The organism is Amycolatopsis sp. NPDC005232, from assembly GCF_040607795.1.
Taxonomy (GTDB): domain Bacteria; phylum Actinomycetota; class Actinomycetes; order Mycobacteriales; family Pseudonocardiaceae; genus Amycolatopsis.
Genome location: NZ_JBEXHL010000002.1, coordinates 342,062 through 355,380 on the forward strand (window position 1 = coordinate 342,062; position 13,319 = coordinate 355,380).

The following is a 13,319-nucleotide window of genomic DNA, read 5'->3' on the forward strand; positions in this document are numbered from 1 at the left end:
CCACCACCATACGTGCTCCGAACGGCTCAAGTGGAGCACCCGTTCGGCAACGATTCCGACGTCGCCGCGGGTGCTCACACCGACCGGGCCTCGGCTTCACCCGGTGAGATCAGTGCAGGTCGCCCGCCGACGGGCCGTGGTGACTCCGGCGGACCGGGATCCCAGCCCACTGGACCGAACGGGTGAGTCCCGGCGTCACACCGGTACTTTCGAGTTCGAACCGATCTCGTCGTTCTCTGCCGCCGCTTCGGTGGTCCCGCAGCCGTCCGGCACCTCGAGGTCGTACAGGCGAGCCGCGTTGAGGCCGAGGATCTTCTTCTTCACGTCCGTGGTGAGCTCGCCGTACTCGTCCTGGAAGTCCTCCGGCATCTCGAAGTCCACAAAGGACTCGATCAGCCACTTCGGGTGCTGGAGCCCGTAGTCGCTGGCGAACGTGATCCGGTTCTCGTCCATCCAGTAGAGCAGTTCGCCGATGATCTCGGCGAACTGGCGCGGCCGGGTGAGGATGGCGGGCAACGCGAGCGCGAGGCCGGCGTACACGTTCGGCTCCTGCGTGGCGATCCAGCAGAAGTCCTGCAGCCGCGCCAAGCCCACGTGCTCGACGACGAAGCGCAGGTCCGGGAACGCCGCGGCGACCTCGTCGAGGCCGGCGGCGTCGAAGGCCGCGGACGCGTCGGAGCCGCCCGTGCCATCCGAGCCGTCGCGGTCGAGCGGGCGGATCGAAGGGGCGGCGTGGAGGTGGATGTTGCGGATGCCGAGCTCCTGGCACTTCTCCAGGAAGCGGTAGGAGCACGGGTCCGACAGCTGCCGGCCCGCCTGTTCGGTGGTGACGAGCTTGACGCCCTTGAGGTTTCCGGCGACCGGCTCGAGGCCGGCGACGGTGAACCGGCCGGGGTACCTCTCGGTGAACGCGCTCCCGGGTGCCCCGCCGTCGGGGTCGGTGGCGGCGGCGGGCTGGAAGATCGCGTGGTCCACGTACCCGGTTTCGAACAGGTCGTGGACGATCGTTTCCTCGCTCTGGCGGCGAAACCCGACTTCCGTCGGCTTCCAGAAGTGCACGTGACCATCGACGATGAAGTAGCGCTCGCCGTCCTTTTCGTACATCGGTGCCGGCTCCCTTGCGGTACGAGGTACGTGCTGATGTGCAGCTTCCGATCGTCTTCCCCGGCGAGGGAGCGGGTCAACGGCAGTGATTCCACCTGTCGGAAAAACACCACAGGGCCACCGCGAGCGAACCCGCGGTGGCCCTGCTATCGGCGAAACTCAGCCCTTGTTCTCGTAGACCGCCGTGATCGTGGCGCGAGCCAGGGTGTGGCCGAACAGGTTGAAGCCGAGGAACGCCGGCGTGGCGTCGCCGTCGATCTCCAGGGAGTCGACGTCGAGCGCGTGCACCACGAAGTAGTAGCGGTGCGGGCCGTGCCCGGGCGGCGGGGCGGCGCCGAGGAACTGCTTCACGCCGCCGTCACCCTTCAGAGTGACAGCACCCTCGGGCAGGCCGGAGCCGTTCGCGTCGCCGGCATTGGCGGCCAGCTCGGTGACCGACGCGGGGACGTTGAACACGGCCCAGTGCCAGAAGCCGCTCGCGGTCGGGGCGTCGGGGTCGTACACCGTGACCGCGAAGCTGCGCGTGCCCTCGGGGAAGCCCTCCCACGACAGCTGCGGCGACCGGTCTTCGCCACCGGCGCCGAAGATGCCGGACAGGTGCGGCGTCGTGAGCGTCTCGCCCTCGGCGATGTCCGTGCTGCGCAGCGTGAACGACGGCACGGACGGCAGGAAATCGTAGGGATTGGGCGATTGAGGCATCAATCCTCCTGAACGCGTTGATCTTGGAAGTCCAGTCGGACTCCAGGCTATGACCCTGACCCGGACCCCGGCACCTCAGGGATGTTTCGGGGGGTTTACCGGATGTCGCGGCACCGGTGCCGCTCCTACCGTTTGCGGAAGACGGATGAGCGGTACTGAGGGGACGGACACCATGGCACGCCCGCTTCTGGCACTGGGTGGCGTAGTTCTGATCGGCGTGGGAGTGGCCATCGCGCTCGGCTGGGGGCTGGGCAGCACGGTGGAGCGCAGCGCGACGGTCTCGCAGCAGATCCGCGGCGTGAAGCTCGACGCGGACTCCGGCGACATCCGGATCCGCACCGGTTCCGGCCCGATCTCCGTGCACCAGAAGCTGCACTACAACTTCCGCGGCGAGCCGGGCGACGCCTTCCGGGTGGAGGGCGACCAGCTCGTGCTCGGCGACTGCGGCCGCAACTGCACCGCCGACTTCGATGTCGTCGTGCCGGCCGGGCTGCCAGTCACGGGCCAGGCGGATTCGGGCGAGGTGGATCTCACAGGCGTCGCGAGCGTCGACGTCACCGCCGACTCCGGGAGCGCGCACGTGGCGGACGTCGCGGGGCTGGTGAACCTGCGGCTCGACAGCGGTTCGATCGACCTGCAGAACGTCGGGCCGGTGCAGCTGCACAGCGACTCCGGCCACGTGAAGGCCGAAGGGGTGCGCGGCCCGGTCGACGTCTCCGCCGACAGCGGCAGCGTCGAGGTGGCCCTGGCCACGCCCAACGACGTGAAGGTGCACGCCGACTCCGGCAGCGTCGACGTGCGGGTGCCGAACGGGTCGTACACGGTGATCGGGGACACCGACAGCGGCCACCGGACCGTGCAGATTCCTACGTCGAACAGCGCCGGCCAGACGAACACGCTCGACCTCAACACCTCCAGCGGCAGCGTCACCGTCCAGGCCGCCTGACACTTTCGGGGGAACATTCACATGCGCAAGATCGAGAACCGGGTGCTGGCGGCCGTGCTGGCCGGGGCGGTGGGAGCGTTCGTCGTGACGGCGAGCCTGGGCCTGGCGGCCAAGCCCGAGGCCACCACGCCGACGCCCACGCCCGTCGCGGTGGTCCAGGTGACGGCGCCGGCCGGTGACGTGCGGCTGGCGGAGACGGTGATCGTGCGGGACGAGGGGTCCCACCGCGCCGCGCGGCCGGTCGTCCCGGCTCGTCCGGCATGAAGCTGATCGCTGCCGCTGTCCTGCTCTTCCTACCGCTGCTCGCGGTGCCGGCTTCGGCGTCGACCACGTGGACGCCGTGCCCGACCTCGCAGGAACCGACCGCTGAATGCGGGTTCGTCGACGTGCCGATCGACCGGGCTCATCCCGAATCGGGGACCACCCGGCTCGCGATGGTGCGGCTGCCGGCGACGGATCGGGCGCACCGGATCGGCTCGCTGCTGATCAACCCGGGCGGGCCAGGGGGTTCCGGCGTCGGGTACACGCAGTTCGGGGCGATCACCGATCCGGTGCTGCGGCAGCGGTTCGACGTCGTGGGGTTCGACCCGCGCGGGGTGTGGTTCAGCAAGCCGACGATCACGTGTGATCCGGCACAACCGGCCGACCCCAGCGTGAGCAGATTTCCTTCCACAGCAACGGAATTCACCGCGTTGGTCGAGCACAACCGGGCCGTCGGCGAGACCTGCCTGGCGAAGACCGGGCCGTTGCTCGGACACGTCGACACGCTCAGCGCGGCCGAGGACGTGGACGCCATCCGCGTCGCGCTGGGCGAGCAGCGGATCTCGTGGCTCGGCGTCTCCTACGGCACCGAGTTCGGGGCCGCGTACGCCGCGGCGCATCCGGACCACGTGCGCACGATGGTGCTGGACGGCGCGATCGACCACGGCCGACCGCCGCGGCAGTCGATCGTGGAGGAGGCCGCGGCGACGGAGGACTCGCTGGTGCGGTTCGCGTCGTGGTGCCGCACCTCGACGGAGTGCGCCCTGCACGGTCAGGACGTGCTGGCCTACTACGACAACCTGGTCGCCCACGGCGCCTGGTCGAGCGGGCTCGGTCGCGTGGCCGACGGTGAGGAGCTGTCCTCCGGCGTCTACGGCTACCTCTACGTAAGAGACCAGTGGCCCGCCCTCGGCCAGGCCCTCGCCGCCGCGAGCACGGACGCCGCCCAGCTGACCTCGGCCGCGCAGTTCTTCTCGCCGAGCTACGGCATGTACCGCGCCATCGGCTGCCAGGACTTCCCGTCGCCGTTCACCGGCATCGCGGACCTTCGCACGACCGCCGCCGTGGTCAAGACGGTCGCCCCGCACAGCTGGCGCTACTCGGAGTGGTGGGACTTCGCGAGCGGGTGCGCGGGCTGGCCGCTGCCGGCGAGGAACCCGCCGCGCCCCGATCGGGTGCACGGCGCTCCGCCGATCCTCGTCGTCGGCGGCGCCCACGACCCGGCGACGCCGCTGGCGTGGGCCAGGGGGCTCGCGGGGGACGTCGACGGCTCCGTGCTGCTGACGCGCCTCGACGACGGCCACACCGGCCTGCTTAACTCCGCGTGCGCGCGAGCGGCGGAGACGAAGTACCTGGTGAGCGGCCTCACACCCCCTCGCGGCACGATCTGCCGGTGAGCCCGGGAACAAGAGCCACTACCCCTTCGTTAGCCTGATACGAAGGTTGAGTGCAGCTGACTCAAGTCTGGCTTGACGAAGCTCACGAAGGACCGATAGAACTTGCCAGGGGTCCGCTCAAGGCGGACCCGAAACGTGCAGGTCACGAACATAGCAGCAGAGCTGCCAACACAGGAGGAAGCACCATGGCGCGAGCGGTCGGCATCGACCTCGGCACGACCAACTCGGTCGTAGCCGTCCTTGAGGGCGGCGAGCCGACGGTCATCGCCAACTCGGAAGGCTCCCGGACCACCCCGTCCATCGTCGCGTTCGCCAAGAACGGTGAAGTGCTCACCGGTCAGTCGGCGAAGAACCAGGCCGTCACGAACGTCGACCGCACCATCCGGTCCGTCAAGCGGCACATCGGTACCGACTGGAACACCGAGATCGACGGCAAGAACTACACGCCGCAGGAGATCAGCGCGCGCGTGCTGATGAAGCTGAAGCGCGACGCCGAGTCGTACCTGGGCGAGGAGATCACAGACGCGGTGATCACCGTCCCGGCGTACTTCGAGGACGCCCAGCGGCAGGCCACCAAGGAGGCCGGGCAGATCGCCGGCCTGAACGTGCTCCGCATCGTCAACGAGCCGACCGCCGCCGCGCTGGCGTACGGCCTGGACAAGGGCGAGAAGGAACAGACCATCCTGGTCTTCGACCTCGGTGGCGGCACGTTCGACGTGTCGCTGCTGGAGATCGGCGAGGGTGTCGTCGAGGTGCGTGCGACTTCCGGTGACAACCACCTCGGTGGTGACGACTGGGACGAGCGCATCGTCAAGTGGCTGGTCGACAAGTTCAAGGCCTCCAACGGCATCGACCTGACCAAGGACAAGATGGCCCTGCAGCGCATCCGCGAGGCGGCCGAGAAGGCGAAGATCGAGCTGTCCAGCTCCAACTCCGCCGGCATCAACCTGCCCTACATCACGGTCGACGCGGACAAGAACCCGCTGTTCCTCGACGAGCAGCTCTCGCGCGCCGAGTTCCAGAAGATCACCGTGGACCTGCTCGAGCGCACCCGCAACCCGTTCAACAACGTGATCCGCGACGCGGGCATCGCCGTCGGCGACATCGACCACGTCGTGCTCGTGGGTGGTTCCACCCGCATGCCGGCCGTGTCGGACCTGGTCAAGGAGCTGACCGGCGGGCGCGAGCCGAACAAGGGCGTGAACCCGGACGAGGTCGTGGCCGTGGGTGCCGCGCTGCAGGCCGGTGTGCTCAAGGGTGAGGTCAAGGACGTCCTGCTGCTGGACGTGACCCCGCTTTCGCTGGGCATCGAGACCAAGGGTGGCGTGTTCACCAAGCTCATCGAGCGCAACACCACGATCCCGACCAAGCGTTCGGAGATCTTCTCCACCGCGGACGACAACCAGCCGTCGGTGCAGATCCAGGTGTTCCAGGGTGAGCGCGAGATCGCGGCGCACAACAAGAAGCTCGGCATGTTCGAGCTGACCGGTCTCCCGCCGGCCCCGCGTGGCGTGCCGCAGATCGAGGTCACCTTCGACATCGACGCCAACGGCATCGTGCACGTGACCGCGAAGGACCTGGGCACGAACAAGGAGCAGTCGATGACGATCACCGGTGGCTCCGCGCTGCCGAAGGACGACATCGACCGCATGGTCAAGGACGCCGAGGCCCACGCCGAGGAAGACAAGAAGCGCCGCGAGGAAGCGGAAACCCGCAACCAGGCGGAGACTCTCGTCTACCAGACCGAGAAGTTCGTCAAGGACAACGAGGACAAGCTGCCCGAGGACCTCAAGGGCAAGGTCAAGACCGCCATCGACGAGGCCAACGAGGCGCTCAAGGGCACCGACTCGGCCAAGATCCGCGAGTCCATCGAGAAGCTGAACACGGCTTCGCAGGAGCTGGGCACCGCGCTCTACGCCAACCAGGGTGCCAACCCCGGCGCCGACGGTGCCGCTCCGGGCGCCGACGCCGGTTCCGCCGGTGGGGCGCAGGACAAGGCCGATGACGTGGTCGACGCCGAGATCGTGGAAGAGGACGAGAAGAAGTGACCCCACGACACTCCGAAGCCGAGGGCCGGGGCCCCGAGGAACCGGTGGTCGTGCGTGACCGGCGGCGGGTCGACCCGCAGACCGGTGAGGTTCGTCCTCCTGCCCCGGAAGAAGTTCAGGTCGACGAGGCGCCCGCGCACCACGCGGGTCCCTCGCTCGGCGACTCGGTGGACGACGCGGTCACGATCGCGTCCGACGTCGAGAAGCAGCTGGCCGAGCGCACGGCCGACCTGCAGCGCCTGCAGGCGGAGTACGCCAACTACCGCAAGCGCGTGGACCGCGACCGCGAGGCCGTGGTGCTGGGCGCCAAGGCCTCGGTGGTCGGCGAGCTGCTCCCTCTGCTCGACGACCTCGAGCGGGCGGAGCAACACGGTGACCTCACCGGTGCGTTCAAGGCGGTCGGCGACAAGCTGGTGAGCGGCTTGCAGCGCGCCGGTCTCGAGTCGTTCGGTGCGGAGGGCGAGCCCTTCGACCCGAGCGTGCACGAGGCCGTGCAGCACAACACCTCGCCGGACGTAGCTGGTCCGACGGTCACCGTGGTCATGCGCCGCGGTTACCGCTTCGGCGACCGGGTCCTGCGGGCGGCGCTGGTCGGGGTCACCGACCACGAGCCGGCCGCGGCACCGGTCGACCCGCCCGTCGGCGGCGAGCTGCCGCTGGACGGGTCGATCGATGCGCCGAACCAGCAGTAACAACCGTTTCGTAGCGAAAGGAGGAGGCACCCGATGAGTGCTCGGGAGTGGATGGGCAAGGACTTCTACAAAGAGCTGGGTGTCTCCTCCGACGCCACTGCGGACGAGATCAAGAAGGCGTATCGCAAGCTGGCCAAGGAGAATCACCCGGACGCCAACGCGGGCAACACCACGGCCGAGAACAAGTTCAAGGCCGTGTCCGAGGCGTACGGCGTGCTGTCCGACGCGGCCAAGCGCAAGGAGTACGACGAGGCCCAGCGCCTCTTCGGCTCCGGTGGTTTCGGCGGGTTCCCGGGCGGCGCCGGCGGCACGGGCGGCTTCGACGTGGGCGACATCTTCGGCCAGGCCGGCGCTGCCCAGCAGGGCGGTTTCGGCGGGCTCGGCGACATCCTGGGCGGCATCTTCGGCCGTCAGGGCCGGGCCGGCGGGGCCGCGTCGGCCAACCGGCCGCAGCGCGGCGCCGACGTCGAGACCGACGTGCGGATCGATTTCACCGAGGCGGTCAAGGGCGCAACCCTGCCGCTGCGGCTGTCGAGCCCTGCGACGTGCTCAACGTGTGGCGGCAATGGCGCGAAGCCGGGCACGTCGCCGCGCCAGTGCCCGACGTGTGGCGGTTCGGGTCTCGTCAGCCGCAGCCAGGGTGCGTTCGCGTTCTCAGAGCCGTGCCGCGACTGCCGCGGCCGCGGCCAGATCATCGACGACCCGTGCCCGGAGTGCGGCGGCGAGGGCATCAGCACCCGCACCCGCACGCTGACCGTGCGCATCCCGCCGGGCGTCGACGACGACCAGCGGATCCGGCTGGCGAGCCAGGGCGAGCCCGGCCGTGGTGGCGCGCAGGCCGGTGACCTGTACGTGCGCGTGCACGTGGCACCGCACAAGCTGTTCGGGCGCAAGGACCTCGACCTGACCCTGACCGTGCCGGTCGACTTCACCGAGCTCGCGCTGGGCACCACGATCACGGTGCCGACGCTCGAGGGCAAGGTGTCACTGAAGGTGCCCGCGGGTACCGCGAGTGGCCGAGTGTTGCGCGTGCGCGGAAAGGGCATTCAGAAGCGGGACGGTTCGCAGGGTGATCTGCTCGTGACCCTGCAGGCATCGGTCCCCGCCAAACTGGACGACAAGGCGCGCGAGGCCCTCGAGGCCTACGCGGAGGCGATGAAGGGCCACGACCCGCGGCCTGAGGTGACCGAGATGCTCGAAGGCAGGTGAGGGTGATGTTCGGCGGAATCCCGGGACTCCCACACGGCGCGGACGAGGACACCCCCGTGTTCGTGATCTCCGTGGCAGCGCAGCTCTCGGGCCTCCACGCGCAAACCCTGCGCTCCTACGACCGCCAGGGCCTGGTCTCCCCCGGCCGCACCTCCGGCGGCGGCCGGCGCTACTCCATGCGCGACATCGCCCTACTGCGCGAGGTCCAGCGCCTCTCGCAGGAGGACGGGGTCAACCTGGCGGGCGTCAAGCGGATCATCGAGCTGGAAAACCAGGTCGACGCCCTGCGGGCACGGGTGCACGAGCTGACCGAGGAGCTGGCGTCCGCGTACGCCGCCGCCGAACAAGCCGCCGCGGCGGTGCACGCTTCGTACCGGAAGGACCTGGTGCCGATGCGGCAGCAGACGTCTTTGGTGGTGTGGAAGCCGAAGCGCCGCTGAGGTTTTCGGGGACAGCCCCTTCGTCACCGGGTCGGTGGTGGAGGGGCTGTTTTGCGTTCTGGCGCGGGTGGCCTTTCGTGCGGGTGGCCGCGGTGGGAAGAGTCCCTTCGCGTTGATCCGCGGCCGGTCCCTTCGCGCTCTGCCGGCAGCGCAGGAGGTCCCATCGAACGCCGCCTGCGGCGCGAGCGGTCCCCTCGCCACGGGGTGCGGATGCGAGTGGACCAGTGGCGCCCGTCAAACGTGCGCGACTGGTCCGTTCGCACCGAATGCGCGGGCGCGCGGGGACCTTTCGTGCAGCAACGAAACCAGGCGGCGTCAGGCTTCCGAGGGCGGCTTCAGGTACTCCCCGAAGAACGTCATCACGCGCTGCCAAGCGTCGTGGTCCGAAGGTTCGTGGTAGCCGAACCCCACCACCTTCGCGAAAGCCGCCACGGGCGCCGGGCCCATCTTGTTCGCGAAGCTGTGCCCCGCCTCGGGGTATTCCTTCACGTCGTGCGGCACGTTGCGTTCCGTCAGGGCCGTCGAGAGCTTCGCCGCGGCACCACGCAGCGAGGGGTCGCGGCGGCCGAAGCTCGCCACCACCGGGCAAGCATCGTCCAAAACGGACAAATCCTTCGGCAGCTGGCCGTAGTACGGCGCCGAAACGTCGAACGACCGCGAAGCCGCCACCAGCGCGAAGCCGCCGCCCAGGCAATAGCCGGCGATGCCGACCTTTCCGGAGAAGTCGTCCCGCGAAGACAGCAGCACGCGCGCTGCCTCGATGTCGTCGAAGGCGCGGCCGCTACGCGCGAACATGTCCTTGAAGACCTGGCGTACGCAGCGGAACATGCCGCCGCGCGAGTACAGGTTCGGGCTGAGCGCCAGGTACCCCGCCGCGGCGAAGCGGTCGGTGATGTTGCGCGCGTCCTTGGTCAGGCCGATGGCGTCGTGGATGATCACGACGGCCGGGAACGGGCCGGGGCCGGCCGGTGTTGCCAGGTAGCCGTCGATGTCGCCGGCCGGGGTGGGGATCGTGATCTCCATGGACCAGCACATTAGTCCAAAGTGAACGGGTCATACCGGATTCGCTCGAGGTCCACTCCCGCGGCCAGCAGTTTCGCGATCGTGCCGCGGATCATGTCCGGTGAGCCCGCCACCAGCACCTCGCGGTCCTTCCAGGCGCCACGCTGGGTCACCGCCGTGGCCAGCGTTCCCCGGTCGCCGCCGGGGACGGCGCCCTGTTCGGTGACGGGGGTGACCGTGAGCCACGGCGACGTGACGGCCAGGCGGCGCAGCTCGTCGAGCGCGTACAGCTCACCCGGCTTGCGGCCGCCGAAGAACAGGTGGACGGGCGGGTTGCGCTTCCAGCGGGACAAGTCGTCGAGGATCGCCATCAGCGGCGCGACGCCGGTGCCGCCCGCGATCATCAGCAGCGGCCGCTGGTCGGCGGACGGCACGACGGACAGCGCGCCCAGCGAAGGTCCCAGCCGCCACACGTCGCCGGCGTGCGTGTGGTTCACGATCGCCCGCGAGACCCACCCGCCGGCGACCGCGCGCACGTGGAAGGTGAGCAGGCCGTCGTCGCGCGGCGCCGTCGCCATGGACAGGTACCGCCACAGCCGCGGGCGCTGCGGCACCTCGACGCTCACGTAGCCGCCAGAGCGGTACGGCAGCAGGTGCTCCGTACGCACCCGCACCAGGGCGACGTCAGCCGAGAGTTTCCGGTGCTCCAGCACCGTCCCGCTCCACGACGCGGGCCCCGTCTCCTGCGCCGCGGCTTTGCGCATGGTCTCGGAGATCAACTGGTACGCCGACGTCCACGCCGATTCCACCTCGGGCGTCCACGATTTGCCGAGAAATCGTTTCATCGCGCTGATCAACGCTGTTCCGACGGCGTCGTAGTGACGCGTCACCACGTCGAACTTCCGGTGGTCGCGGCCCAGTTGACCGAGGAACGTGGTGAGTTCGTCGGGTCTGTCCACCATCTGCACCACGTACACGAGCGCCCGCAGCAATCTGCTCCGCTGTGTGGTCATCGTCACCGGGAACAGATCACGGGCATCCGGCGCGATCACGAACAGCGCCCCGTAGAAGTACTGCGCCAGCTCGTCGGCTTTCGGCTCCACCAGTGCGAAACTCTCGCGGATCACCCGCGAGGTATCGGAACCGGGCAGCGGTCTGCTCACCGCGGCGCGAGCAAGGTCGATCTTCACGGATTCAGCACTCATCGGGAACGGTTTTCTCCAGTCTTGCCAAGCAGTTTCAGTCTTCACGCGGCTTTGCGTACGCGCGCCGCCCCCGAGGAATCCCGACTGTAGGCGCCACTGGAGAAAAACGGGTGTAGTTAACGCCGTTCCCGCTCGAACGGAGCAATTCTCGACACTGCTGGTAAACGCGATCTGGCGCTCAGTAAAAATGATCTTCCGCGGTTTCCCTTGGCGGACAACGCTTTTCGTGGGCCGATAACCGCCCACCGCGCATCAGTCGATGGTGAACGGGTCGTACTGGATCTGGCCCAGCACGCTGCCGGCGACCAGCATGCGGGAAACTGTCGCGCGAATCATCGAGGGAGAACCCGACACGAGGATGTCGTGGTCGGGCCAAGCACCGTAGCGCGTAACCGCTTCCGCCAAGGTCCCTTGCTCGCAACCGGGCAAGTTGTCGCCACGTTCGACGACCGGGATCACGGTCAGCCACGGGTTCGTGGACGACAGCGCGCGCAGCTCCTCGAGGTCGTAGAGGTCCTCTCGTGCCGGCCCGCCGTAGAAGAGCCGCGTCTTGGGGTTCTCGCCCCACATCGCCAGGTGGTCGAGGATCGAGCGCAGCGGCGCGACACCGGTTCCGCCCGCGACCATCACGACACCGCGGGACCGTTCGCGGTCCACGGCCATGCGCCCCAGCGGCGGGCCGAGCCGCCAGACGTCCCCGGGCTGCGTGTGGCTCACGATCGCGCGCGAGACCCAGCCGCCGTCGACGGCGCGCACGTGGAACTCGATGCCGCCGTCCTCGCGCGGCGCGTTGGCCGGCGAGAGGTAGCGCCACAGCCGCGGCCGTTGCGGCACCTCCACGCTCATGTACTGCCCCGGCAGGTACGGCACGGGCTGCTCGGGCAGCAGCCGCACCAGCGCCAGGTCCCACGTCAGCCGCCGGTGCTCGACCACGGTCGCGTGCCACGACGCCGGGTTCACGTCGGCGGCCGCGGCCTCCTGCATCGCGCGCGCGACGATCGTGAACGCCTCGGCCCACGCCCGCTCCACCGGCGCGGTCCACTGCGGTCCGAGGTGGTTCTTCAGCGCGGCCAGCAACGCCGTGCCCACGGCCTCGTAGTGCCGCGGGATCACGCCGAACTTGCGGTGGTCGCGCCCGAGCTGGCGCAGGAACGGCACGAGGTCGTCGGGCCGGTCCACCATCTGCACGATGTGCACCAGCGCGCGCACGAGCCGCCCGCGCTGCACCTCCATGTTGATGGGGAAGAAGTCGCGCGTGACCGGGGCGAGCGTGAACAGCATCCCGTAGAAGAACTGCGAGATCTCCGGGATGAAGGGCTCGGACATCGCCCAGGTGTCACGGATCAACCGCACCATCGCGGCCACGGCGGCAGGCGTCTCACGGGGTGCCGCCGAGCGGGGGATCGGGCTGATCGAATCGGCTGTCATCGAGTGTCGTTCGCAGGTCGGGGGCGGTTCGGGGACTCGGGCGGAGCGATCACGGGCGAGTGGCGGGCCAGTGGGTCCACTCCGGCTCGGGCCGGCCTCTGCGGTCGGTGCCGAGGGAATTCACCACTGTCCCACCTCGTTCCCCTCAATAGTCTTCAGGACGTTGTCGTTGCGCCCCCTGACTGCGGCTCGTCCGCAGAGTAGCCGCCCTGCGGCCCTTTGCCAGCAACGTTGCTCCGGTCGGGTTACCGGCGGGCTGACCGGCGTGGGGGAAGTCACCGGATAGATAGTTGCCCTACGCAACCATCAGCCATAAACTTGTATGGCACAACCAAGTGGGCGCTCGAACAGTGTCCGGCCCGGGAGGAAAGCCCATGAGCTCTGCCGACGACGTCAGGGTCGAACTGATGCGCGAGCTCCGGTCCGCTTCACAGCTGCAGCACCTGTGGATCATGCAGGCCTGGGAAGCCGAACCCGGCCTCCACCCGGCCGCCGGGATGCTGCTGTCGGACCTCGCGAAGCACGGTGAAGCCCGGCCCTCCGAGCTGGCCAAGCGCAAGCTCGTGGACCTCTCGGTGGTCAGCCGCCAGATCTCGCAGCTGCAGGCCGCCGGCCTGGTCGACCGCCGCCCCGCCCCGGAGGACGGGCGCGCGTCGCTGATCAGCATCTCCGAGAAGGGGCTCGCCGAGGTCGAGAAGTGGCGGCTTCGCTACATCGCGTTCTTCGAGAAGGCCCTCGGTGGTTGGGACGAAGAGCGGATCGCCGACCTGACGACCCGGCTCGCGGAATTGAACAACGGTCTTCGCGCCGTGCTCGGGCCCCCCGAGTGCGCCGTGGACCAGGCGGAAGTCGGGAAGTGACGAACGAAGTTGAGTACCAACCTCGCCG

General features: G+C 69.1%; 13 protein-coding genes. 8 read left to right on the forward strand and 5 right to left on the reverse strand.

Features of this window, described 5'->3' with window-relative positions; all coding sequences use genetic code 11:
* Positions 1 to 195: 195 nt before the first annotated feature.
* Both ABZU76_RS05325 and ABZU76_RS05330 read right to left on the reverse strand, forming a co-directional pair.
* The gene (locus ABZU76_RS05325; RefSeq protein ID WP_354865303.1) at positions 196 to 1,104 is read right to left on the reverse strand and encodes an amidohydrolase family protein; all 909 of its coding nucleotides are present in this window, start codon (positions 1,102 to 1,104) and stop codon (positions 196 to 198) included.
* 159 nt (positions 1,105 to 1,263) lie between these two features.
* Positions 1,264 to 1,803, reverse strand: a complete 540-nt coding sequence (locus ABZU76_RS05330) for a YbhB/YbcL family Raf kinase inhibitor-like protein (protein WP_354865304.1) — start codon at positions 1,801 to 1,803, stop codon at positions 1,264 to 1,266.
* A 172-nt stretch (positions 1,804 to 1,975) separates the two neighbouring features.
* Here ABZU76_RS05330 and ABZU76_RS05335 point away from each other — a divergent pair, with 172 nt between their 5' ends.
* The 7 genes from ABZU76_RS05335 to ABZU76_RS05365 all read left to right on the forward strand — a co-directional run bounded on the left by ABZU76_RS05335 (position 1,976) and on the right by ABZU76_RS05365 (position 8,796).
* Positions 1,976 to 2,749, forward strand: a complete 774-nt coding sequence (locus ABZU76_RS05335) for a DUF4097 family beta strand repeat-containing protein (RefSeq protein WP_354865306.1) — start codon at positions 1,976 to 1,978, stop codon at positions 2,747 to 2,749.
* A 21-nt stretch (positions 2,750 to 2,770) separates the two neighbouring features.
* A complete protein-coding gene (locus tag ABZU76_RS05340) occupies positions 2,771 to 3,013 on the forward strand; it encodes a hypothetical protein (RefSeq protein ID WP_354865308.1) in 243 nt (80 codons plus the stop codon).
* Complete coding sequence (locus ABZU76_RS05345) at positions 3,010 to 4,407, forward strand: alpha/beta hydrolase (RefSeq protein ID WP_354865310.1); 1,398 nt, start codon at positions 3,010 to 3,012, stop codon at positions 4,405 to 4,407. Before ABZU76_RS05340 ends, ABZU76_RS05345 begins: the two co-directional genes overlap by 4 nt.
* Positions 4,408 to 4,592: 185 nt before the next feature.
* Positions 4,593 to 6,455, forward strand: coding sequence for a molecular chaperone DnaK (dnaK, locus tag ABZU76_RS05350; RefSeq protein WP_220245235.1), 1,863 nt, complete (start codon positions 4,593 to 4,595; stop codon positions 6,453 to 6,455).
* Positions 6,452 to 7,147 (forward strand): nucleotide exchange factor GrpE, encoded by a 696-nt coding sequence (gene grpE / locus ABZU76_RS05355; RefSeq protein ID WP_354865312.1) that lies wholly within the window; start codon positions 6,452 to 6,454, stop codon positions 7,145 to 7,147. Before dnaK ends, grpE begins: the two co-directional genes overlap by 4 nt.
* Positions 7,148 to 7,180: 33 nt before the next feature.
* Positions 7,181 to 8,356 (forward strand): molecular chaperone DnaJ, encoded by a 1,176-nt coding sequence (dnaJ, locus tag ABZU76_RS05360; protein ID WP_354865314.1) that lies wholly within the window; start codon positions 7,181 to 7,183, stop codon positions 8,354 to 8,356.
* 5 nt (positions 8,357 to 8,361) lie between these two features.
* A complete protein-coding gene (locus ABZU76_RS05365; RefSeq protein ID WP_220245238.1) occupies positions 8,362 to 8,796 on the forward strand; it encodes a helix-turn-helix transcriptional regulator in 435 nt (144 codons plus the stop codon).
* Between the two features lie 315 nt (positions 8,797 to 9,111).
* On the opposite strand, the gene ABZU76_RS05370 is transcribed toward ABZU76_RS05365, so the two are convergent.
* The 3 genes from ABZU76_RS05370 to ABZU76_RS05380 form a co-directional block, all read right to left on the reverse strand.
* Positions 9,112 to 9,819 carry a dienelactone hydrolase family protein gene (locus ABZU76_RS05370; RefSeq protein ID WP_354865316.1) on the reverse strand — a complete coding sequence of 236 codons (708 nt, stop codon included), beginning with the start codon at positions 9,817 to 9,819 and terminating at the stop codon, positions 9,112 to 9,114.
* 11 nt (positions 9,820 to 9,830) lie between these two features.
* Positions 9,831 to 11,003 carry a globin domain-containing protein gene (locus tag ABZU76_RS05375; protein WP_354865318.1) on the reverse strand — a complete coding sequence of 391 codons (1,173 nt, stop codon included), beginning with the start codon at positions 11,001 to 11,003 and terminating at the stop codon, positions 9,831 to 9,833.
* Positions 11,004 to 11,255: 252 nt separating this feature from the next.
* A complete protein-coding gene (locus ABZU76_RS05380) occupies positions 11,256 to 12,431 on the reverse strand; it encodes a globin domain-containing protein (protein WP_354865320.1) in 1,176 nt (391 codons plus the stop codon).
* A gap of 374 nt (positions 12,432 to 12,805) precedes the next feature.
* On the opposite strand from ABZU76_RS05380, the gene ABZU76_RS05385 reads away from it, so the two are divergent.
* Entirely contained in the window at positions 12,806 to 13,291 is a 486-nt protein-coding gene (locus ABZU76_RS05385; protein WP_220245242.1) for a MarR family winged helix-turn-helix transcriptional regulator, read from the forward strand.
* Positions 13,292 to 13,319 lie beyond the last annotated feature (28 nt).

Coding starts and splice junctions, on each gene's coding strand:
- ABZU76_RS05325 (WP_354865303.1), bottom strand. CDS start 1,104: ATGTACGAAAAGGACGGCGAGCGCTACTTCATCGTCGATGGTCACGTG.
- ABZU76_RS05330 (WP_354865304.1), bottom strand. CDS start 1,803: ATGCCTCAATCGCCCAATCCCTACGATTTCCTGCCGTCCGTGCCGTCG.
- ABZU76_RS05335 (WP_354865306.1), top strand. CDS start 1,976: ATGGCACGCCCGCTTCTGGCACTGGGTGGCGTAGTTCTGATCGGCGTG.
- ABZU76_RS05340 (WP_354865308.1), top strand. CDS start 2,771: ATGCGCAAGATCGAGAACCGGGTGCTGGCGGCCGTGCTGGCCGGGGCG.
- ABZU76_RS05345 (WP_354865310.1), top strand. CDS start 3,010: ATGAAGCTGATCGCTGCCGCTGTCCTGCTCTTCCTACCGCTGCTCGCG.
- dnaK (WP_220245235.1), top strand. CDS start 4,593: ATGGCGCGAGCGGTCGGCATCGACCTCGGCACGACCAACTCGGTCGTA.
- dnaJ (WP_354865314.1), top strand. CDS start 7,181: ATGAGTGCTCGGGAGTGGATGGGCAAGGACTTCTACAAAGAGCTGGGT.
- ABZU76_RS05365 (WP_220245238.1), top strand. CDS start 8,362: ATGTTCGGCGGAATCCCGGGACTCCCACACGGCGCGGACGAGGACACC.
- ABZU76_RS05370 (WP_354865316.1), bottom strand. CDS start 9,819: ATGGAGATCACGATCCCCACCCCGGCCGGCGACATCGACGGCTACCTG.
- ABZU76_RS05375 (WP_354865318.1), bottom strand. CDS start 11,003: ATGAGTGCTGAATCCGTGAAGATCGACCTTGCTCGCGCCGCGGTGAGC.
- ABZU76_RS05380 (WP_354865320.1), bottom strand. CDS start 12,431: ATGACAGCCGATTCGATCAGCCCGATCCCCCGCTCGGCGGCACCCCGT.
- ABZU76_RS05385 (WP_220245242.1), top strand. CDS start 12,806: ATGAGCTCTGCCGACGACGTCAGGGTCGAACTGATGCGCGAGCTCCGG.